The following is a 20887-nucleotide window of genomic DNA, read 5'->3' as shown; positions in this document are numbered from 1 at the left end:
GGCTAATGCAAATGCATTAACCCCTATGTACGAACCCCGCATGCCCCCTGATTGTCGCGTTAAGCCACTTGGTATATTTAACGCGACAAGGTCAGTTTAGCCCCTGCCACGACTACTCGCACAGCACGACTTTAATCGCCAAACCGCCACGAGACGTTTCACGGTACTTGGCGTTCATGTCTTTGCCTGTTTCGTACATGGTTTCAACGACCTTATCCAGCGATACGCGTGGCTCGCTGGTGCGGCGCATTGCCATTCTGGCGGCGTTGATTGCCTTCACGGAGGCGATGGCGTTGCGTTCAATGCACGGCACCTGAACCTGACCTGCTACCGGATCGCATGTCAGCCCCAGATTATGCTCCATCCCGATTTCCGCCGCGATGCATACTTGTTCAGGGCTAGCGCCGAGTAGTTCAGCCAGACCGGCTGCCGCCATCGAACAGGCCACACCGACTTCTCCCTGACAGCCCACTTCCGCACCGGAAATAGAGGCGTTCATTTTGTAGAGCATACCGATAGCGCCGGATGCCAGGAAGTAACGCAGGTAAGATTCCGGAGTGACCGGTTGAACGTAGCGATCGTAATAAGCCAGCACGGCAGGAATAATGCCGCATGCGCCGTTAGTCGGTGCGGTGACGACGCGTCCGCCAGCCGCATTCTCTTCCGACACGGCCATCGCGAACATGTTTACCCAGTCCATCGCATCCATCGGGTCGTTAGAAAAACGATCGTTGATGAACAGCAGGCGATGCAGTGCTGATGCCCGGCGGGGAACGCGTAATGGGCCGGGCAACACGCCTTCCGTATTCATGCCGCGATGCATGCAGTCCTGCATGGTTTTCCATACGTCGGCAAAATAGTGCTCAAGCGCTTCCCGACCATGCATCGCAATCTCGTTTTTCAGGACGATGGCGGATAAAGACAGGCAGTGATCGTGACAGTGTTGCAGCAGCTTCTGGGCAGAAAAGAACGGGTAGGGCGCGCTTTCCTCTGCCAGATTAGGTTTGCCGAAATTTTCCTGATCGACGACGAATCCGCCTCCGATGGAGTAATACGTTTTGCTATAGACCAACTCTTGTTGGTTATAGGCGCGAATGGTCATGCCGTTTTCATGCAGCGGCAGGTTTTCCGGCTGGAAACGCAGGGAGGATTCCAACGGGAAGCTGACCTCATACTGACCGTTAAGCATCGGCAGGCGCTGAGTGTCTTTCACCTGTTGAATAAACGCCGGAATACTATCGATATTTACGCTATCCGGCAGATTACCCGCGAGCCCCATAATGATAGCGATATCGGTGTGGTGCCCTTTCCCAGTCAGGGAAAGTGAGCCGTAAATATCAACGACAATACGTGTCACCGATGAGATAAGCACGTGGTTCACCAGATCGTCGGTGAACATTTTACCTGCTTTCATTGGGCCGACAGTATGAGAACTGGACGGGCCGATACCGATTTTGAAGATATCAAATACGCTGACCATAGCGATTTCCTTGAAAAAAAACGCCGGTCGTTAAACAACGTGCCGGCGTTAAATTAGAGTGGGGGGGCTTACAGCAGATCGCGCAGGCTGTAAACGATGGCGGAAATAGCGATCAGTCCCATCAGGGTGACAAAGACGTTGCTGATGTGGCCGCTGTATTTCTTCATCGCTGGGACTTTCTGAATGGCGTACATCGGCATCAGGAACAGCAGGCACGCGATAATCGGGCCGCCCAACGTTTCGATCATGCCCAGAATGCTTGGGTTCAGCGTCGCAACAATCCAGGTGGTGATCAGCATGAACAGCGCAGTGATGCGGTTCAATTTGGTGTTGGAAATGGTTTTGCCTCTGCTGCGCAGGGATTTCACGATCATGCCGTTAAAACCTTCGCCTGCACCCAGATAGTGACCCAGGAACGATTTAGAGATCGCGATGGTGGCAATAACTGGAGCCAGATAGCCGATTACTGGGTTGTTAAAGTGGTTCGCCAGATAGGACAGAATGGAAATGTTCTGTGTTTTCGCTTCCATCAGCTCAACTGGAGAAAGGCTCAGTACGCAGCTGAAAACGAAGAACATCACGGTCAGCACCATCATGATGTGGCTGTATGACAGAATGCGTGAGCATTTTTGTTCTGCGTCATCGCCGTATTCTTTACGTTTGGCAACGGCGAAAGAGGAGATGATTGGTGAGTGGTTGAAGGAGAAAACCATCACCGGAATAGCCAGCCATAGTGTTGCTAACAGACCGTTGCCCGTGACGCTGGAACTCAAAGAAATGTTTTCAAAAACAGAGGTGTTCCAGTTCGGAATTAAATAAAGCGCCAGCAACATCAGCACGGCAACAAACGGGTAAACCAGAATGCTCATTGCCTTAACGATCATCGCTTCACCGAAGCGGACAATAAACATTAATCCGAGAATCAATATTAATGACAGCAGGGCACGTGGCGGAGAAGGCAAATGCAATTGGTGAGTAATAAAGCTATCTACCGTATTGGTGATGGCGACGCTATAAACTAATAGGATCGGATAAATAGCGAAAAAATAAAGCAAAGTGATTAATTTACCTGCACCAACACCGAAATGTTCTTCAACGACTTCGGTAATATCTTCGCCACCTTTCTTGCCGGATAATACAAAGCGGCATAATGCACGGTGAGAATAATATGTCATCGGGAAGGCAATCAGCGCCATGATAATTAACGGAATTAATCCACCAATACCGGCATTGATAGGTAAGAATAACACGCCAGCGCCGATGGCCGTGCCATAGAGGCCCAGCATCCAGACGGTGTCGCTTTTACGCCATCCTGAAGCCTGTTCTAACACCTGGCTGCTATCTTGAATGGTGCTCATATACTGATCTCTCCTCGGTGAACATATTAATACCCTGTTACAAGAGTATTGCCACATGATGTGGATTATAAAAATTACAGTATCGGCAAGTTGCCGTTACGGAGTTTAAAAAACGAACGAGACATGTTGCTAATTATGTCAGTAGGTCAATACTGTTTTGTGGCGGCATTCTATATCGTGGTGGTCAGCGAATAATATTGAGGCGATCACATAAATGAATTGACGGGAAATATTTTAATAAATTTCCGCGCAAATTAAAATATCAATCTTGATACTTTATTTTAAATGTTTTTAACGGCTCGTTATTGATACTTTATTTAATTGCTGAGTGATGAAAAATGAACAATAAATAAAATAAAGGGCAGATGAAATAATAAACGCAATTTTGCTGATGTCACGCGTAATGATGGTTTTTCTCTTTTGGGGACATCTCGATGGTGCGGTTCCTGCTGTTGCATCACATCACATTGTGTCGTAAGCCGATGCGTTGTTATCTGATGCATTGTTATCAGATAAATCGTTATCCGGCAGATTGCAACCTGCCGGATAACGGTCACCGAGCTATCAGGCAGTGAGTTTTTCTTCTGCCCACGCCAGACCGCTGTGGTATTCCTCTGGTAATAGAGGCGCCAGCGATTGCAGCGTGCGTTGCAACTGTGCGGTGTCCGACGACGGTAGATTGAGGTGCCCAACTTTGCGGCCAGGACGAACCTCTTTCTCATACCAGTGCAGATGGACCAGCGGCAGCGCCAGCCAGTCGATATTCACATCAGTGCCGATCAGGTTGACCATCACCGACGGTGTTTCGACAACCGGTACCGGCAGCGGCAGATCCAGAATAGCGCGCAGATGCAGCTCAAACTGGCTGATTGACGCGCCATTTTGCGTCCAGTGTCCGCTATTGTGTACGCGTGGAGCCAGCTCGTTAATGAGCAGGTGGTCGCCGACAATAAAGCATTCCATCGCCATCACGCCCACATAACCCAGCGCATTCATGATTGCGGACAGCATCTGTTCGGCCTGCTGCTGCAACTGCGGATCGGGTTGAGGGAAAGCCACGCTGGTGCGCAGAATGCCATCCTGATGCAGGTTATGAGTGAGCGGGTAGAACACGCACTTGCCGTGCGTATTGCGGGCACCTACCAGCGAAACTTCGCCAGAGAAGTTAATGCCTTGCTCAACGATGCATTCGCCGTAGCAGTCAGCGGGCAGCGTTTGCTGTTCGCCATCGCGCAAGCGCCACTGTCCACGACCGTCGTAACCGCCGACGCGACGTTTAATGATCGCTAATTCACCCAATGAGGCGAAGACGTGTGGCCATTCATCGGCGCTAGCCAGCAGTTGCCACGGGGCGGTTGCCAGATTCAGCGAGTCCAGCAGTTGCTTTTGCGTCAGGCGATCGGCCAGACGCGGGAAAATATCGCGGTTTGCAAACGCTGTGTGCTCGGCCAACTCGCGGGTGAGGGCGGTTTCCGGCCAGCGTTCGATCTCGGCGGTAATGACACTGTTATGAAACGGAACCGACTCCGGCTCTGCATCCAGCCCCACTGGGTAAACCGCAATACCAAGCGGTTCTCCAGCCTGACGCAGCATTCTGCCCAGTTGACCATTGCCTAATACGCAGACCGGTTTCATGCCTCCTCCCGCGGATCGGGATGAGAGAGCACATCATCGGTTTGCGCCTGACGCCAGTCTGCCAGTCGGGTAGCAATGCTATTATCATGCAGGGCGAGAATTTGTGCGGCCAGCAGAGCCGCATTCGCTGCGCCCGCTTTGCCAATGGCCAACGTGCCGACCGGAATACCGCGAGGCATTTGGACGATGGAATACAGGCTGTCTACACCGCTCAGCGTTGAGCTTTGTACCGGCACGCCAAGCACGGGAACCAGCGTTTTTGCTGCCAGCATACCCGGCAGGTGTGCTGCGCCGCCTGCGCCCGCGATAATCACATCAAAACCGTTCTGTGCCGCTTGCTCAGCAAAGCTGAACAGCTTATCCGGCGTCCGGTGTGCGGAAACGACTTCGGTGTGAAAAGGAATGTTCAGCGTGGTGAGGATTTCCGCAGCAAACTGCATGGTGGCCCAGTCACTCTTTGAACCCATGACGATGGCAATTTTAGCCGGGGCAACGTTGGATGACATGCCTGTAATGCTCCTGTAGTTGTACCTGTAATTGTACGTGTTCGTGACGCGTTCGCGTCGGCCAGACAGGGAGGGTCTGGCGTTGAGGGCGTAGAGCATATCACGCCATTATGGCGAGGAAAACGGTTGCGTATGCGGAAATGCTGGGGGAGTAAGGCGAGAGACCGTTAAGTCAATGTCAGGAAACGCATTAAAATGGGAAGGAAATCAGTTCGATATTTTGTGGCGTGACCTTAATCATCGACCCTTCTTCATGCCAGGCACCCAGAACGGCGCGACGACCCGAAGATTCGCCGAGATCGACCTGATGAATGGCTGGGCGATGCGTGTGGCCGTGGATCATCGTCTCCACCTGATAATGCCGTAAGCGTTCAAGTACGGCGTCGTGATTGACATCCATAATCTGCTGCGACTTTTTCTGGTTTTCGTGCTGGCTGGTTGCCCGCATCTTCGCCGCAATTTTCATCCGTAATGACAACGGCAATAGCAGGAAGAGTCGCTGAATGAACGGGTTGTGTACCCGACGGCGGAATTGCTGGTAATGCTGATCGTCAGTGCACAGGGTATCGCCATGCAGAATGAGGATCTTCTGACCGTAGAGGTCGAGCACCGTTTCCGTCGGCAGCAGCGTCATTCCGCTTTGTTTGGCGAAACGCTTACCGATCAGAAAATCACGGTTACCGTGCACGAAATAGCAGGGAATGCCGCGCTGATGTAAGGCATACAGTTCCGCTGCGACAGTCGCATGCAGCGGCTGGGGATCGTCGTCACCAATCCAGGCGTCGAACAGGTCGCCAAGTATATATAGCGCATCGGCATCAATCGCATCATGGCGTAAAAAACGCAGAAAACCGGCGGTAATCGCCGGTTCATGAACACTTAAATGCAGATCGGCAATGAACAGCGTTGCCATGCAGGTCGGATTATTCGCTGACCGTTACGTGGGTAATTACCACGTCTTCTTTCGGTACGTCCTGGTGCATGCCGCTGCGGCCAGTTGCCACGCCTTTGATTTTATCAACAACGTCCATGCCTTCGGTGACTTCAGCGAATACGCAGTAGCCCCAACCATCGGCACGCTCTGAACGGAAGTTCAGGAAATCGTTATCAACGAGGTTGATAAAGAACTGGGCAGTCGCAGAGTGCGGATCGTTGGTACGCGCCATCGCCAGCGTGCCACGGGTATTTTTCAGACCGTTGTTGGCTTCATTTTTGATTGTCGCATTGGTTTCTTTCTGATCCATGCCGGGAGCGAAGCCGCCGCCCTGAATCATAAAACCATTAATCACGCGGTGAAAAATCGTGTTGTCATAAAAACCGCCGCGGCAGTAGTTCAGGAAATTTTCTACGGTAACCGGCGCCTTGTCTGCAAACGTATTAATAACGATATCGCCGTGGTTGGTATGAAGCGTAATCATAATAATGAACCCTAGATAGCCTTAGTGATAAGAGCGCTGTTATAGCATAACTGGTCGATTGAGTCAGTACTTCGCGCTTACCGCACCGCTGTTGGCGGTTGGATGGATGAGAAAATCGTATAAAAAGGTTTACTACTCTGATTTTGGTAGGCGTCACATAATATGTGTGCTTAATAATAGTGCGCAATAAGGTGTTAATCAGGCAATGAGGACTTTTAAAAACAAATAAATTGATCAAAATTTCAAATAACAGTTAATTAATTTGAATGAGATTTTTGTTGCCCCAGATCAATGTTTTGCGTAATCAACGTGTTCTTTTTTTACGGCTCAGATTAATCTGAGAGTAATTCTTATTCTTCATAAATAACTCTAAAGAGATAGGTGAACTATGCTGGGTATTCTGGATAGTGTTAATCGTTTATTAGACAAACCGGATTTTGGCAAACTGTTTTTGCGCGTATCTTTCAGCGTTCTGATGCTGTTTCATGGCTGGCACAAAGTGCACGGTGGCATCGGTGGTATTGAAGGCATGCTCGCGTCGGCTGGGCTCCCTGCTTTTATTGGCTACGGTGTCTATGTTGGGGAAGTCATCATACCAATCCTGATGATCCTCGGCATTTTTACACGTCCTTCCGCGTTGATTTTCTCCTTCACGATGGTTGTCGCGACGCTGCTGGTTCACCCAGAGGGTTTCTTCACGCTGGCCAAAACCGGTGCCTGGGGTGTTGAAGGTACGGCGGTATTCTTCTTCGCGGGCATCGCAATTGCCCTGCTCGGCAGCGGAAAATATTCTGTGATGTCGAATCCGCGCTGGCGCTAATGGTTTTTTGTTAGCTGAACGTTTTTTCGTCAGTAACGTCGATTGTATGAAATGGCCCGGAAATCCGGGCCATTTCATTTTTATCCTTTCTCGCTTATTCCCTCTTCTTAACCTTGCAATACAATAGGGTTCAGGTTTCAATACCCCGTTGGGGTGTAAACCCTGAATGCATTGATGTTACTGACGCTACCTGCGACGGTGATTGGCCTATCGTGTTAACGCAATGCTTTGTGAAAACCATTTTTTTGTGAAAACCATTTTTTATAAAAACACTGGAACGCCCTGATGCTAAAGATTTTTAATACGCTGAGTCGCCAAAAAGAGGAATTTAAACCTATCCACGCCGGTCAGGTGGGAATGTATGTGTGTGGCATCACCGTTTATGACCTGTGTCATATCGGTCACGGGCGTACTTTCGTGGCGTTTGATGTGGTGGCGCGGTATTTGCGGTATCTGGGATATTCACTGAAATATGTGCGTAATGTCACCGATATTGACGATAAAATTATTAAACGTGCGATCGAGAATGGGGAAACCAGCGACCAGCTGACGACCCGTATGATCGCAGAGATGCACGCCGATTTTGATGCGTTGAATATTCTGCGCCCGGATGCCGAACCGCGTGCGACGCACCATATTGCCGACATCATCGAAATGGTGGAAGCGCTGATTGCCCGTCGCCACGCCTATGTCGCGAGTAATGGCGATGTGATGTTCTCCGTTGATACCGCGCCGGGCTACGGTGTGCTGTCTCGTCAGGATCTGGATCAGTTGCAGGCTGGCGCGCGCGTTGAAATTACCGAAGTGAAGCGTAATCCGATGGATTTCGTGCTGTGGAAAATGTCCAAGCCGGGTGAACCGCACTGGTCTTCTCCGTGGGGAGAAGGGCGCCCAGGCTGGCACATTGAATGTTCTGCTATGAACTGCAAACAGCTGGGCACGCATTTTGATATTCACGGCGGTGGTTCAGATTTGATGTTCCCGCACCACGAAAACGAGATCGCGCAGTCCAGCTGTGCACATGACGGCTCGTATGTGAATTACTGGATGCACTCCGGCATGGTGATGGTTGACCGCGAAAAGATGTCAAAGTCGCTCAACAATTTCTTCACCGTGCGCGATGTGCTGGCGTATTACGATCCAGAAACCGTGCGTTACTTCCTGATGTCAGGCCACTACCGTAGCCAGTTGAACTACAGCGAAGACAACCTGAAACAGGCGCGATCGGCGTTGGAACGTTTGTATATCGCGTTGCGTGGAATGGATCTCAGCGTTGCGGCGCACGGCGGTGACGAGTTTGAAGCCCGTTTCCGCGAAGCGATGGACGACGATTTCAACACGCCGGAAGCCTACTCGGTACTGTTTGACATGGCGCGTGAAGTTAACCGCCTGAAAACGGAAGATGTACAAGCGGCGAACCAGCTGGCATCGGCATTGCGTAAACTGTCCGGCGTGCTTGGCCTGCTGGAACAAGATCCTGAGCAGTTCCTGCAAAATGGTGCGCAGGTGGATAACGATGAAGTGAAAGAAATCGAAGCGTTAATCCAACAGCGTAAAGATGCGCGTGCGGCGAAAGACTGGGCGCTGGCGGATCAGGCTCGCGATCGGTTGAATGAAATGGGGATCGTGCTGGAAGATAGCTCTCAGGGAACGATCTGGCGCCGTAAGTAACGCTTTCTTCCTGTAACACGCTTTCAGTAAATAAAAAGCCCGCAAGAATAACATTGCGGGCTTTTTTTTCGCCGTGATCGACGCCGTAAAGGTTACTCGGCGACTTTTACCGTCTCGCCGTTGAACTGAACGGTTTGCCCAGCAACGATTTTGCAGCGCTTGCGTGTTTCCGTCTGGCCGTCAACGGTCACGTCGCCTGCGGCGATAGACAGTTTGGCTGCTGCGCCACTTTCACTCCAGCCCAGCAGTTTCAAGAGATCGCACAGTTCAACGTGCGGATGCTTTTCAAGATTAAAGGTTGCCATAAATTCCTGCTTATTCGTGTTTGACCTAATGTATCCTAAATAATTCGAGTTGCGTGAAGGCGACAACCGCACGAGTCCCCAGGAGCTTACATAAGTAAGTGACTGGGGTGAGTAAGGGCAGTCAACGCACAAGCAACTTGAAGTATGACGGGTATCGCCAATTATTCGGCGTGGTCATGATACTCTTCGCACGCCTGTAGCGTGTTTTGAATCAGTGTGGCAACGGTCATTGGGCCGACGCCGCCCGGTACGGGGCTGATGTACGACGCTCTTTCCTGCGCCGTTTCAAATTCCACATCGCCGACCACTTTACCGCTTTCCAGACGGTTGATACCCACGTCCAGCACAATCGCGCCCGGTTTAATCCATTCGCCGGGAATGAAGCCCGGTTTACCCACCGCGACAACCAGCAGATCGGCGTTTTCAACATGGTGGCGCAGATTTTTGGTGAAACGATGCGTAACGGTTGTGGTGCAGCCTGCCAGCAGCAGTTCCAGACTCATTGGGCGGCCAACGATATTAGAAGCGCCGACGACAACGGCATTCAGCCCGAAGGTGTCGATATTATAACGCTCCAACAGCGTGATGATGCCGCGTGGCGTACAGGCGCGCAGCATGGGCGCACGCTGGCACAGACGACCCACGTTGTAAGGATGGAAGCCATCCACATCTTTACTTGGCGCGATGCGTTCAATCACCTTGGTGTTATCGATGCCTTCCGGCAGCGGAAGCTGAACCAGAATACCGTCAATCGTCTGGTCGGCGTTGAGCTGGTCGATAAGTGCCAACAACTCAGATTCCGTTGTGGTGATGGGCAAATCATAAGAGCGGGAAATAAAACCGACTTCTTCACACACCTTGCGCTTGCTGGCGACATAAATCTGTGACGCCGGATTCTCGCCGACCAGCACAACAGCTAGGCCTGGTGCGCGTTTTCCTTCTGCCAAACGCTGCGTGACTCGTGCGGCAACTTCGTCTTTGACCTGCTGCGCAATCGTTTTACCATCAATAATCTTTGCTGCCATCTGAGAAGAGACCCATCAATTTGAAATAGGGGGAGATGGCCGCTATTTTGTCAGAAGCTGCGCGTGCTGTCAGGTATTGCATCAACATTAATTGTTTCTGCATTGAGACTGAAAGCGCTATTCACTCACCTCGATACGGTTTTTACCGCCATTTTTGGCGCGATACAGCGCGGCATCGGCAATATCGATAACGGATGACGCCGCTGGTGGTGGGCTATCGGCGCAGAACACATAAACACCGGCGCTAATGGTGACGATTTTTTCTGGGAATAGCGTGGTTTCATGTGGGATCTTTTCTTCACGTACTAAATCCAGCGCACGCTGAGCCAGCGCGGCAGCACTTTGTTTATCGGTCTCGGTGATGATGATAGCGAACTCCTCACCGCCATAGCGAGCGACCAAATCCTCGTTACGCCGCAGCATATTGCTCAGGAGGTTACCAATCTTGCGCAGACACTCATCGCCTGCCACATGCCCATAGTGGTCGTTATATTTCTTGAAAGCGTCGACATCGATCATGATCAACGCGATACACTGCCGCTTCTCCGCAGCCTGCAATAGGATTTGTTGCAGGAAAATATCGAACTGGCGGCGGTTGGCTAAGCCTGTCAAGCCATCGAACAGCGCCAGCGTTTGCAGCGTGTGGTTAACCGACGTGAGTTCATCACGCACGATGGTTAAATCGATCTGATTTTTCAAATTCATACGAATCTGTCTCAGCACGATCAGGCCGAGTAGGGTAATGGTGAACAGCAGAATTAAGGTAATGGCACCGTAGACCAGACTGTCTGCTCTCCATTTTTCGAGCACTAGCCCAAGATCGTAGCCGGCTGCGATGACGATAGGGTAGCGCTTTAATTTGGTGTAACCATAAATACGTTCGATGTGATCGAGCGTGGAGACAAAGGTTGCCGTACCGCTTTCGGACTGTTTCAGATGTTCTGAAAAGAGCGGACCGCTGGATACATTGCGGTTAACGTATGAATCGTCGTAAGGTCGGCCGTACAGGATTCGCCCATCGGACAGGAGAATGGCGAGCACATCCATGTTCCCCAGCGAGTAGTAACCATAATACTGTTTGAAGTAGTTCAGCGAGAGGGTAGCGAGCAACACGCCGTCAAAACTGCCGTCTGGCTTATTGATACGCATAGAAACGGGGATGATCAGATCGCCCGTCGAGCGGCTTTGAATCACGCTGCCGATGTACATGGAATGGTTGACGTTGTTTTGGTGATACTTGAAATACTCTCGGTCGGCGTTATTGGCATTGACGGGTTTTATTATGCCGGAGTTCACCAGCCATTCGCCTTTGCTGTCGTAAATAAAGAGGCCATGCAACTGCGGCAGCGCTGTTTTACGGCTTTTTAGAATATCGCTCAGGCGGTTCAATTGTGTGGGTGATTGGCCATCCTGTTCGATTCGCTCTTGTAAATCCTGTAGCAATATATCGACTTGTAAAAACGTATCTTCGGCATGGCGGGCCAGCGACAGCGACAGGTTTTTGGCGTTTCGCTCTGTGGAATCGACAAGCTGTTGGTGAGAATTGAAGACAGCCCATCCGTTCAGCGCCACTACTGTGGTGATGATGAATAACATAAAAACAATCATCAATTTTTGGAGCGGCATTTGATACTGGTTGGCTCTGTCGTGCGTGCTGGCCTTCATTGTCCTTCCCATCCTTAGCCAGAGAGATGACTGATGATAAGTGTAGACGCTCTCGCCATTTGCGCTGTTATTGATGAGATTTTCTTATGTTTTTTGTCGGTTATTATCGAATAATAAGCCGCTTCGATAATAAAGTAACGTCTCTACACACTATCTCCATATAGCGTTGATAAAAACTTGAAAATGAACCTGTATCATCGTGTTTATTCGTAAAAATCATCTAAGATAAATGACGTTGTGTTACATAACGGGATGAAAATTTGTTTTCACGCTAATGGTTTAAAAAAGTCACAAGGTGTAAGAAGATCTTTATTTGTCATTAAATACGCTATGTTTAATTGGCGTTTAACTGGAATTGCTAATGATAAGGATATTGTGCTTCTGACGTTATCGACGGATAAGGGAAGGGCATATTTGTGAATGATAGAGAGGCATCGCGGGAGAGGAACAAGAAATAAATTGACATGTTACCCCTCTATTCAGATGAAAACAGAAGAAAGATACTGCGGCGAAATAGATTTTAGCCAGTAATGAAATAAAGAGCCCTTCATGAAAATAGCGATTAGCGGAACGGGATATGTCGGTTTATCGAATGGATTATTATTAGCGCAACAGCATCAGGTTGTGGCGTTGGATATTGTGGCTGAAAAAGTGGCGCTGTTGAATCAACGAAAATCGCCGATTAATGACGCCGAGATTGATCGTTTTTTACAACATGAAACGCTGAATTTTTCTGCGACGCTGGATAAGCATGAGGCGTATACCGATGCGCAGTTCGTGATCATCGCTACGCCGACGGATTACGATCCGCAAACCAACTATTTCAACACGTCATCGGTAGAGGCGGTCATTCGCGACGTGCTGGCGATTAATCCGCAGGCCATTATGGTGATTAAATCGACGGTGCCCGTCGGCTTCACCGAGAAAATCAGCCAGCAGTTGGATACGGATAACATCATTTTTTCGCCCGAGTTTTTGCGTGAGGGAAAGGCGCTACACGACAATCTTTACCCGTCGCGGATTGTAGTGGGCGAGCGGTCAGAAAGGGCACGGTTCTTCGCTAACCTATTGATGGAGTGCGCATTAAAAAAAGATATTCGCGTGCTGTTTACCGACCCAACCGAAGCTGAAGCGATAAAATTGTTTGCGAATACCTTTCTGGCGATGCGCGTGGCCTACTTTAACGAGTTGGACAGCTATGCCGAATCGCTGGGGCTGAATACCCGGCAGATTATTGAAGGCGTATGCCTCGATCCGCGTATTGGCGATTACTACAATAATCCGTCGTTTGGCTATGGCGGCTACTGTTTACCGAAGGATACCCGGCAGCTTTTGGCGAATTATCGTACCGTGCCGAATAACCTGATCAAGGCTATCGTGGACGCTAACCATACGCGAAAAGACTTCATTGCCGATACGATTATCCGCCGTCACCCGAAAACCGTCGGCGTCCACCGCCTTATCATGAAAGCGGGATCGGATAATTTTCGCTTTTCTTCCATTCAGGGGATTATGAAAAGGATAAAAGCGAAAGGAATCAAGGTGGTAATTTATGAGCCTGGGATTGATGATGATGATTTTTTAGATTTTCCTATCATTCATCAACTCGACAGTTTTAAACAGCAGTGTGACATTATTATTACCAATCGCTATGCTGATGAATTAAAAGATGTGATGGGCAAAGTCTATACGCGAGACTTATTTGGCGAAGATTGATTTCTTGCTGTAAATCAATAAAGCGACATTTTGTTATTCGGTTATTCGCGAAAAGTTCATTTTTGCATTGTAATTAATTATGTCTTATTTCCGTTTTGTCATGTCGTGCCGTTTATCTGTGGTTTTATGATTATCGCAATAAATTAAGGTTGGCTTAAGGCTTCGTTATTTAGACTGCGGAATGATGATTTCTCGCCATTATTTATTTTGGGAATACGTTATGACGGATTTTTTGCCTTTTTCCCGCCCGAACATGGGTGAAGAAGAAATTGCTGCCGTGGCGGAAGTATTACGATCCGGCTGGATAACTACGGGGCCGAAATGTCAGCAATTAGAGCAGGCGTTTTGCCAGCGAATCGGGTGCCGACAGGCGATTGCGGTCAGCTCGGCGACGGGCGGTATGCACGTCACGCTGATGGCGCTCGGTATTGGCCCCGGCGACGAAGTGATTACACCGTCTCAGACCTGGGTTTCAACCGTCAATGTCATCACGCTATTGGGCGCGGAACCGGTGATGGTCGACGTGGATCGGCATACGCTGATGGTGCGCCCACAGGATATTGAGGCGGCCATCACACCGAAGACCAAAGCGATTATTCCCGTGCACTATGCTGGCGCTCCGGCCGATTTGGCAGCGCTTCGCGCACTTAGCGAGCGCTACGGCATCCCGCTGATTGAGGATGCCGCGCATGCCGTCGGTACGCAATATCGTGATGAATGGATCGGCGCGCGTGGAACCGCCATTTTCTCGTTTCACGCGATTAAAAATATCACCTGTGCGGAAGGTGGCATGGTGGTGACGGACGACGACGCGCTTGCTGAACGCATACGCAGCCTGAAGTTTCACGGGCTGGGCGTGGATGCATTCGACAGGCAGTTGCAGGGGCGCAAGCCGCAGGCTGAAGTGGTTACGCCGGGATTTAAGTACAATCTGGCAGATATCAATGCGGCGATTGCGCTGGTTCAGTTGGATAAACTCCCGGCGATCAACGCCCGCCGTCAGCAGCTTGCCGCGCGCTATCTCACCCAACTGCGCTCATTGCCGCTCCAGCCGCTGGCCGTTCCTGATTATCCCCATCTGCATGCCTGGCATCTGTTTATGGTGCGCGTGGATGAAACGCAGTGCGGTATATCACGCGATAACCTGATGGCGGCGTTGCAGGCGCACGGTATTGGCACCGGGCTGCATTTCAGAGCGGTGCATACGCAAAAATATTACCGCGAGCGCTATCCCCACTTGCACCTGCCAGCAACGGAGTGGAATTCGGCGTCGCTGATGACGCTGCCGCTGTTCCCCGATATGCAGGACAGCGATGTTGATCGCGTCGTCGCGGCGCTAACCTCGATTCTGGAGTCTGTTCGTGATTGATGACATCAAAAATGTTTCCGTTGTGATCCCCGTTTATAACGAAGAAGAGAGTTTGCCGGTGCTGATCGAACGCACGCTGGCGGCCTGCCAGAAGATCGGTAAACCCTGGGAAATTATTCTGGTTGATGACGGCAGCAGCGATCGCTCGGCGGACTTGCTGACCGAAGCGGCTAGCGACCCGGAAAAGCACATTATTGCCGTGCTGTTGAACCGTAACTATGGTCAGCACTCGGCCATCATGGCCGGATTCCAGCAGGCGGTGGGCGATGTGATTATCACGCTGGATGCCGATTTGCAGAACCCGCCGGAAGAAATTCCGCGGCTGGTGGAGTACGCCGCGCAAGGGTATGACGTGGTCGGCACCGTGCGGGCAAACCGGAAGGATTCGCTGTTTCGCAAACTGGCCTCGAAAACCATCAACATGATGATCCGGCGCTCAACCGGGAAATCCATGGCGGATTACGGCTGCATGCTGCGCGCGTATCGTCGCCACATTGTCAGCGCGATGCTGCGCTGCCACGAACGCAGCACCTTTATTCCTATCCTTGCTAACACGTTCGCCCGGAAAACCATTGAGATCGATGTGCTGCACGCCGAGCGTGAATTCGGCACGTCCAAATACAGCTTTCTGAAGCTGATTAACCTGATGTACGACCTGCTGACCTGCCTGACGACGACGCCGCTGCGCATACTCAGCCTGATTGGCAGCGTCGTTGCGCTGTCGGGCTTCCTGCTGGCGCTGCTGTTGATCGGCCTGCGTCTTTTCTTCGGTGCGGAATGGGCGGCAGAGGGCGTGTTCACGCTGTTTGCCGTGCTGTTCATGTTTATCGGCGCGCAGTTCGTCGGGATGGGTCTATTGGGGGAATACATCGGCCGTATCTATACCGATGTCCGTGCCCGACCACGCTATTTTGTGCAAAAAACAGTGAGTGCGGCAACGCCACTGGCTACCACTTTACGGGATGAAGAAGAATGAAAGCGATCGTATTTGCTTACCATGATATCGGCTGCGTCGGCCTTGAGGCGTTAAAGCTCGCGGGCTATGAGATTCAGGCGGTGTTCACGCACAGCGATGCGCCGGGCGAGAACCATTTCTACGCGTCGGTGGCGAAAGCGGCAGCAGAGATGGACGTGCCGGTATTTGCCCCAGAGGACGTTAACCATCCGCTCTGGGTGAATCGCATTCGTGAACTGGCACCGGATGTTATTTTTTCCTTCTACTACCGCACGTTATTAAGCGATGACATTCTCCAGCTACCATCGTTTGGCGCTTTCAATCTGCACGGTTCCCTGCTGCCGCGCTACCGGGGACGTGCGCCGGTGAATTGGGTGCTGGTGAACGGCGAAACGCAGACGGGCGTGACGCTGCACAAGATGGTGTCTCGCGCCGATGCTGGCGATATTGTCGCGCAATCCGTGGTGGCGATTGACGAGGAAGATACCGCGCTGACGCTACATGGAAAATGCCGTACCGCCGCTGCCGCTCTGCTGGCGCAGCAACTGCCGCTGATTCGCTCGCGTGAAATTACGCTGACGCCGCAGGATGAAAGCCAAGCTAGCTATTTTGGACGTCGTACGGCAGCTGATGGGCTGATCGACTGGCAAAAAAGCGCCCGTGAGATTAACAACCTGATCCGTGCGGTGACAGAACCGTATCCGGGCGCGTTTACGTTCCTCGGTGAGCGTAAAGTGATTATCTGGCGCGCTCGTGTAGTGAAGGTTAATCGCGTTAAAAACAGTGATGTGAAAGCCAATGGTGTGAAGTATGAACCGGGTTCGATTCTCTCGACGTCGCCGCTGGTGGTGTCCTGCGGAGAGGATGCGCTTGAGATCGTCAGCGGACAGAGTGAGACCGGGCTGTATATGTCGGGTAACCGATTGGCGGCGGAAATGGGCATGGTGGCACAGGCGAAACTGGGCAACCTCGCCAGCCGTGTGCAACGACGCCGCACGCGCGTTCTGATCCTCGGCGTGAACGGTTTTATCGGTAACCACCTGACCGAACGCCTGCTGCGCGACGATCGCTATGAAATCTACGGGCTGGATATCAGCTCGGATGCCATCGCCCGTTTTCTTGGCGATCCACGTTTTCATTTTGTGGAAGGTGATATCAGCATTCATAACGAATGGATCGAATACCACATCAAGAAATGCGATGTCATTCTGCCGCTGGTGGCGATTGCCACGCCTATCGAATACACCCGTAACCCGCTGCGTGTGTTTGAGCTGGATTTTGAAGAAAACCTGAAAATCGTGCGCGACTGTGTGCGCTACAACAAACGCATCGTTTTCCCGTCCACCTCGGAAGTGTACGGCATGTGTGATGACAAAGAGTTTGATGAAGATACCTCACGCCTGATTGTCGGGCCGATCAACAAGCAGCGCTGGATCTACTCTGTGTCCAAGCAACTTCTTGATCGGGTGATTTGGGCGTACGGCGCGAAAAACGGCCTGCGCTTCACGCTGTTCCGTCCGTTTAACTGGATGGGGCCGCGTCTGGATACGCTGGATGCGGCACGCATCGGCAGCTCTCGGGCGATTACCCAACTGATCCTCAATCTGGTGGAAGGATCGCCGATCAAGCTGGTGGATGGCGGGGCGCAGAAGCGCTGTTTTACCGACATTCATGACGGCATTGAAGCGCTGTTCCGCATTATTGAAAACCGCAACGGCCAGTGTGATGGGCAGATCATCAATATTGGTAATCCGCATAATGAAGCCAGTATCCGCGAACTGGGTGAAATGCTGTTAACCAGCTTTAATGCGCACCCGCTGCGTGACCGCTTCCCGCCGTTCGCCGGGTTTATTGACGTAGAAAGCAGCAGCTATTACGGCAAAGGCTATCAGGATGTCGAGCACCGCACGCCGAGCATCCGCAACGCCAAACGCCTGCTGGCATGGGAACCGACGGTGAAGATGGATCAAACCGTCGCGGAAACGCTGGACTATTTTCTGCGTACCGTTGACCCCCAGCACACTGCTGACGCCAAGGATGCGCAGGGATGACGCGTGTTGGCCTGCGGATAGATGTCGATACCTGGCGCGGTACGCGGGACGGCGTGCCCGCGCTGCTGAATGCGCTGGCAGAGTTCGATATTCAGGCGAGCTTCTTTTTTAGCGTCGGGCCGGACAACATGGGGCGTCACCTGTGGCGTCTGCTGCGTCCACGCTTCTTATGGAAGATGCTGCGCTCCAACGCGGCCTCGCTCTACGGCTGGGATATCTTGCTGGCCGGTACGGCGTGGCCGGGGCGTCATATCGGTGCGCGGTTTGGTTCGTTAATCCGCCAGACGCACGACGCAGGCCATGAAGTCGGGCTACACGCCTGGGATCATCACGGCTGGCAGGCGAATGTCGCCCGCTGGTCGGATGCGCAATTAGCCGCGCAGTTCCGTGAAGGAATGGACGCACTGACGTCGATTCTGCCATCGCCAGTGCGTTGTTCCGCCGTGGCGGGTTGGCGAGCTGATTCGCGCGTTGTGGAGATGAAGCAGCGCTGGAATCTGGACTATAACAGCGACTGCCGCGGCACCCGACCTTTTCGACCGCGCCTGGAAAATGGTGAGCTGGGCACCGTGCAGATCCCGGTCACCTTGCCGACCTACGATGAAGTCATCGGCGAGCGCGTGAGCGACGGTGAATTTAACGACTTTATTCTTGAGGCGATCCAGCAGGATCGCGGCGTGCCGGTCTACACCATCCATGCGGAGGTTGAAGGTGGCGCGAAGCTGGCGCAGTTCAGTCAGCTGCTGCTTCGTGCCCGCCAGCAGCACATCGAATTTTGTCCGCTTTCCGCATTACTGCCTGATGACCCCGCCACGCTGCCCGTCGGGCGGATTGAACGCGCGCCGTTTCCCGGGCGGGAAGGCTGGCTTGGTGTGCAAACGGAAGAATAAATAAAGCAGGAGATAGTATGGAAAAAGGCATGATAAAGCTGAAAAGCACCGTGATACTGGTGCTATTTGCTTTGCTCTATCTGTTACCGCTTAACGGCCGCTGGCTGTGGTCGCCGGACGAAACGCGCTATGCCGAAATCAGCCGCGAGATGCTTCAGCGCGGCGATTGGATCGTGCCGCATTTGCTGGGTATTCGCTATTTTGAGAAACCCGTTGCGGGCTATTGGCTGAATAACATCAGCCAGTGGCTATTGGGTCATACCAATTTTGCCGTGCGCTTTGCCTCGGTATTTTCTACTGCGCTGAGCGCGCTGCTGGTGTTTTGGCTGGCGATGCTGCTGTGGAAAAACCAGCGTACCGCGCTGCTGGCGGCGACGATCTATCTGACGTCGCTGCTGGTGTATGGCATCGGCACCTACAGCGTGCTCGATCCGATGGTGACGCTCTGGATGACGGCGGCGCTGTTCAGCCACGTGCTGATTCAGCGAGCCACGCTGACGCGCGAACGGTTCATGGCCTGGGGACTGATGGGGCTGGCTTGCGGCATGGGATTCATGACCAAAGGCTTTCTGGCGCTGGCCTTGCCGGTCATCAGCGTGCTGCCGGTGGCGCTGGCGCAAAAGCGGATTAAGGAATTGCTGCTGTTCGGGCCGCTGGCGATTGTCGTCGCGGTATTGTTGAGTGCGCCGTGGGCGCTGGCAGTGCATGCGCGAGAAGCCGATTACTGGCACTACTTCTTTTGGATTGAGCATATCCAGCGTTTTGCAGAAGACGATGCGCAGCATAAAGCGCCGTTCTGGTATTACCTGCCGGTGCTGATTGTCGGCGCATTCCCTTGGCTGGCGCTGCTGCCGGGTGCGTTGCGCAGCGGTTGGACGGAACGAAAAGCGAACCCGGAACGGTTCCTCCTGCTGTGCTGGATGGTGATGCCGCTGCTGTTTTTCAGCATCGCTAAAGGCAAGCTGCTGACCTACATTCTGCCGTGCTTTGCGCCGCTGGCGCTGCTGATGGCGGCGTGGATTTCCGGACTGGTGCCTGCGGTACGCGAACGTGTATTGCGCATTAACAGCTGGCTCAACATCGCTTTCGGCAGCGTACTGGCGCTCGCGGTTGCCGCGCTGGGGCTCGGCATCATCGTGCCGCATTTCTATCAATCGGGAGAAGGGCTGACCATCGTCTCGGGTGTCGTCTGCTTTATCGGCTGGATTGCCTTTGCCGCTGTCAGCTTGAAGAAACCGCGAACGTGGGGCTATCTGGTGGCGGGCTGTCCGCTATTTCTGGCGCTGCTCTTCGGTGGAAGTATTCCGGCGAGCGTGGTCGATTCAAAGAACCCTCAAACCTTCATTCGTAGCCATCAGCCGTTGCTGGAGGAGAGCCGCTATGTGCTGAGCGATGAGGTTGGGTTGGCGGCCGGACTGGCGTGGGAGCTGAAGCGCAGCGATATCACCTTATTCAAGGCGCGGGGCGAGCTGAACTACGGGCTGGACTACGCCGATTCCACTGATCGCTTTGTGGATGAGGGCGCTTTCCCGGCCTGGCTTGCTGAGAAACGGCGTAGCGGAAATGTCGCACTGGTGCTGAAGGTCGATAGGGATACCGATGAAGAATACCGCAGTCTGCCTGCCCCCGATCAGTTGAAAAAATCGCACCGTTACGTGCTGCTGTTTTATAAGCAGATAGCGCCATGAGTTATCTCTTGGTGGCTATCGTCTGCCTGCTCACCAGTTTGGGACAGCTGTGCCAGAAACGGGCAGCGGAGTGCTGGCGGCGTTTACCCACGGATCGTCGTCAACGCGTGACGCTGGGGTGGCTGATGCTGGCGGCTCTGCTGCTCGGCATCGGGCTGCTGCTGTGGCTTGTGGTGTTGCAGCAGATCCCGCTCGGCGTGGCATACCCGCTGCTGAGCATCAATTTTGTGTTGGTCACGCTGCTGGCGCACTACGGGTTTGGCGAACGTGTGGACAAGCATCACTGGTGGGGCATTGCGCTGATTGTCACCGGTATCTATCTGATGCAGGGGGAT

17 protein-coding genes and 1 pseudogene are annotated in these 20887 nt (G+C 52.4%); 9 read left to right on the top strand and 9 right to left on the bottom strand.

The window, feature by feature from the left end; all coding sequences use genetic code 11:
- Positions 1-112 precede the first annotated feature (112 nt).
- From BJJ97_RS20305 to ppiB, 6 genes are all read right to left on the bottom strand, one after another.
- Positions 113-1480 (bottom strand): L-serine ammonia-lyase, encoded by a 1368-nt coding sequence (locus tag BJJ97_RS20305; protein ID WP_095995127.1) that lies wholly within the window; start codon positions 1478-1480, stop codon positions 113-115.
- A 68-nt stretch (positions 1481-1548) separates the two neighbouring features.
- Positions 1549-2838 carry an HAAAP family serine/threonine permease gene (locus tag BJJ97_RS20300; RefSeq protein ID WP_095700166.1) on the bottom strand — a complete coding sequence of 430 codons (1290 nt, stop codon included), beginning with the start codon at positions 2836-2838 and terminating at the stop codon, positions 1549-1551.
- 564 nt (positions 2839-3402) lie between these two features.
- Complete coding sequence (gene purK / locus BJJ97_RS20295; RefSeq protein ID WP_095995126.1) at positions 3403-4473, bottom strand: 5-(carboxyamino)imidazole ribonucleotide synthase; 1071 nt, start codon at positions 4471-4473, stop codon at positions 3403-3405.
- Positions 4470-4979: a 5-(carboxyamino)imidazole ribonucleotide mutase gene (gene purE / locus BJJ97_RS20290; protein WP_039273565.1), complete on the bottom strand. Its 510-nt coding sequence runs from the start codon at positions 4977-4979 to the stop codon at positions 4470-4472. The genes purK and purE overlap by 4 nt, the downstream gene beginning before the upstream one ends.
- Before the next feature lie 190 nt (positions 4980-5169).
- Positions 5170-5892: a UDP-2,3-diacylglucosamine diphosphatase gene (lpxH, locus tag BJJ97_RS20285; protein ID WP_095995125.1), complete on the bottom strand. Its 723-nt coding sequence runs from the start codon at positions 5890-5892 to the stop codon at positions 5170-5172.
- A 10-nt stretch (positions 5893-5902) separates the two neighbouring features.
- Positions 5903-6397 carry a peptidylprolyl isomerase B gene (gene ppiB, locus BJJ97_RS20280; RefSeq protein ID WP_095700163.1) on the bottom strand — a complete coding sequence of 165 codons (495 nt, stop codon included), beginning with the start codon at positions 6395-6397 and terminating at the stop codon, positions 5903-5905.
- A gap of 388 nt (positions 6398-6785) precedes the next feature.
- Between ppiB and BJJ97_RS20275 the strand changes: the two genes are divergently transcribed.
- Entirely contained in the window at positions 6786-7217 is a 432-nt protein-coding gene (locus BJJ97_RS20275) for a DoxX family protein (protein WP_095995124.1), read from the top strand.
- A gap of 285 nt (positions 7218-7502) precedes the next feature.
- Positions 7503-8888 (top strand): cysteine--tRNA ligase, encoded by a 1386-nt coding sequence (gene cysS, locus BJJ97_RS20270; RefSeq protein ID WP_095700161.1) that lies wholly within the window; start codon positions 7503-7505, stop codon positions 8886-8888.
- Positions 8889-8980: 92 nt separating this feature from the next.
- On the opposite strand, the gene ybcJ is transcribed toward cysS, so the two are convergent.
- The 3 genes from ybcJ to BJJ97_RS20255 form a co-directional block, all read right to left on the bottom strand.
- Positions 8981-9193, bottom strand: coding sequence for a ribosome-associated protein YbcJ (gene ybcJ / locus BJJ97_RS20265; RefSeq protein WP_039486392.1), 213 nt, complete (start codon positions 9191-9193; stop codon positions 8981-8983).
- Between the two features lie 161 nt (positions 9194-9354).
- Entirely contained in the window at positions 9355-10218 is an 864-nt protein-coding gene (folD, locus tag BJJ97_RS20260) for a bifunctional methylenetetrahydrofolate dehydrogenase/methenyltetrahydrofolate cyclohydrolase FolD (protein ID WP_039316385.1), read from the bottom strand.
- Positions 10219-10335: 117 nt separating this feature from the next.
- On the bottom strand, positions 10336-11883 hold the full coding sequence (locus BJJ97_RS20255; RefSeq protein WP_095995123.1) for a sensor domain-containing diguanylate cyclase: 1548 nt from the start codon (positions 11881-11883) through the stop codon (positions 10336-10338).
- 549 nt (positions 11884-12432) lie between these two features.
- On the opposite strand from BJJ97_RS20255, the gene BJJ97_RS20250 reads away from it, so the two are divergent.
- From BJJ97_RS20250 to arnE, 7 genes and pseudogenes are all read left to right on the top strand, one after another.
- Positions 12433-13599 (top strand): nucleotide sugar dehydrogenase, encoded by a 1167-nt coding sequence (locus BJJ97_RS20250; protein ID WP_095995122.1) that lies wholly within the window; start codon positions 12433-12435, stop codon positions 13597-13599.
- 220 nt (positions 13600-13819) lie between these two features.
- Positions 13820-14968, top strand: a complete 1149-nt coding sequence (gene arnB, locus BJJ97_RS20245) for a UDP-4-amino-4-deoxy-L-arabinose aminotransferase (RefSeq protein ID WP_095995121.1) — start codon at positions 13820-13822, stop codon at positions 14966-14968.
- Positions 14961-15944: an undecaprenyl-phosphate 4-deoxy-4-formamido-L-arabinose transferase gene (gene arnC / locus BJJ97_RS20240; protein ID WP_039503106.1), complete on the top strand. Its 984-nt coding sequence runs from the start codon at positions 14961-14963 to the stop codon at positions 15942-15944. The genes arnB and arnC overlap by 8 nt, the downstream gene beginning before the upstream one ends.
- Entirely contained in the window at positions 15941-17974 is a 2034-nt protein-coding gene (gene arnA / locus BJJ97_RS20235; RefSeq protein ID WP_095995119.1) for a bifunctional UDP-4-amino-4-deoxy-L-arabinose formyltransferase/UDP-glucuronic acid oxidase ArnA, read from the top strand. Before arnC ends, arnA begins: the two co-directional genes overlap by 4 nt.
- Positions 17971-18864: a 4-deoxy-4-formamido-L-arabinose-phosphoundecaprenol deformylase gene (arnD, locus tag BJJ97_RS20230; RefSeq protein ID WP_095995118.1), complete on the top strand. Its 894-nt coding sequence runs from the start codon at positions 17971-17973 to the stop codon at positions 18862-18864. Before arnA ends, arnD begins: the two co-directional genes overlap by 4 nt.
- A gap of 17 nt (positions 18865-18881) precedes the next feature.
- Positions 18882-20552, top strand: a complete 1671-nt coding sequence (arnT, locus tag BJJ97_RS20225) for a lipid IV(A) 4-amino-4-deoxy-L-arabinosyltransferase (RefSeq protein ID WP_095995117.1) — start codon at positions 18882-18884, stop codon at positions 20550-20552.
- Positions 20549-20878, top strand: a pseudogene (arnE, locus tag BJJ97_RS20220) (4-amino-4-deoxy-L-arabinose-phosphoundecaprenol flippase subunit ArnE); the annotation flags it as partial. The gene arnT and the pseudogene arnE, both read left to right, overlap by 4 nt.
- Between the last annotated feature and the right edge of the window lie 9 nt (positions 20879-20887).

Origin of the sequence: Pectobacterium polaris, assembly GCF_002307355.1 — a bacterium.
Lineage (GTDB): Bacteria > Pseudomonadota > Gammaproteobacteria > Enterobacterales > Enterobacteriaceae > Pectobacterium > Pectobacterium polare.
Note: the sequence above shows the minus strand (reverse complement) of the source record. Positions and strands in the feature narration are given on the sequence as shown.